The organism is Pseudoduganella sp. RAF53_2, from assembly GCF_052113985.1.
Classification (GTDB): Bacteria; Pseudomonadota; Gammaproteobacteria; order Burkholderiales; family Burkholderiaceae_D; genus Rugamonas.
This window is the reverse complement of the sequence record NZ_JBFRDW010001019.1, coordinates 1-1302: the sequence shown is the minus strand read 5'-3', so window position 1 is coordinate 1302 and position 1302 is coordinate 1. Positions and strand designations below refer to the sequence as shown.

Annotated in this window: 2 protein-coding genes and 1 pseudogene; all 3 read right to left on the bottom strand. The window is 59.3% G+C overall.

Going from position 1 to position 1302, the window contains the following annotated elements:
- A partial coding sequence (locus AB4Z11_RS31980; protein WP_442030234.1) for an aminotransferase class V-fold PLP-dependent enzyme occupies positions 1–472 on the bottom strand: 472 nt, incomplete at its 3' end.
- A gap of 18 nt (positions 473–490) precedes the next feature.
- On the bottom strand, positions 491–970 hold the full coding sequence (iscR, locus tag AB4Z11_RS31975; protein ID WP_442030232.1) for a Fe-S cluster assembly transcriptional regulator IscR: 480 nt from the start codon (positions 968–970) through the stop codon (positions 491–493).
- Positions 971–1139: 169 nt separating this feature from the next.
- A pseudogene (locus AB4Z11_RS31970) lies at positions 1140–1302 on the bottom strand (uracil-DNA glycosylase); the annotation flags it as partial.

The window sequence follows — 1302 nt, the reverse complement described above, 5'->3', positions numbered from 1 at the left end:
CGGCAGCAGCGATCTGCTCGACGCTGACCAGGCCATTGTCCTGCGGGTCCAGGTAGGTAGCGTCGAAGCCCTGGCGTTCCAGTTCACGTACCGTGTCCAGCACAGCCTTGTGCTCGGTCTTCACGGTGATGATGTGCTTGCCCTTGGTCTTGTAGAAGTTGGCCGCGCCCTTGATGGCGAGGTTGTTCGATTCGGTCGCGCCGGAGGTCCAGATGATCTCGCGCGGATCGGCATTGATCAGGGCCGCAACGTGGCCGCGCGCCTCTTCCACGGCCGCTTCCGCGGTCCAGCCGTACATGTGGCTGCGGGAGGCCGGGTTGCCGAATTGTTCGCGCAGGTAAGGGATCATCTTGTCCGCAACGCGGGGATCGATCGGCGTGGTGGCCGAGTAGTCCATGTAGATCGGGAAGTGCGGTGCAGTATGGAACTCAACCGGTGCTACCTGCGAAACTTTCTTTTCAGGGGCGTTCATCTAATTACTCCAATTCGGTTAACCGAGGGCTGCCTGATTGTTGCCGTGCATGACCACGACGTTCTGTTCAGCGTTCTTTGCTTTCTGCTGGTCGACCAGGTCCTGCAGGGACACGGAGTCCAGATAGTCGACCATTTTTTCATTCAGCGTGGCCCACAGCTCGTGGGTCATGCAGCGGGCGCCGTTCGCATGATCGGCGCCGTGGCAGTTTTCCTTGCCGCCGCACTGGGTTGCATCGAGCGGCTCATCGACGGCGATGATGATGTCGGCCACAGTCACCTTGTCGGCGCGGCGCGCCAGGCTGTAACCACCGCCCGGGCCGCGGATCGATTCCACGATCTCGTGGCGGCGCAGCTTGCCGAACAGCTGTTCCAGATAGGACAGGGAAATCGACTGGCGCTGGCTGATGCCAGAAAGCGTCACAGGACCYTTGCCCTGGCGCATAGCCAGATCAATCATCGCAGTCACAGCAAAACGGCCTTTGGTAGTCAGACGCATCACAACCTCGGTTCAACTCAGTTAAAATATCGTTCTGCTCTCGCGATGACTCCCCGATTACTTGAACGATTTAGTCAAGTATAACAGAGTTGCGAAAAGCTTGCCGGACGCCCCTCAGGCGCCTGTGGGAAGGCTTGCTTTCGGCGGATCACTGATCCGCCCTACGTCGTCACGCCTTCAGCAGCCTCATCGGACCGAACAGGGCTTGCATTTCCTTATTGGCAATAAACGAGATGTTATACGGGTGCTCGCACACGATCTGCGGCAGCGCCTGCACCACCGCCAGCTTGTTCAGTTGCTCGGCGATCTTGCCCCACAGCACCAGCGTCGGC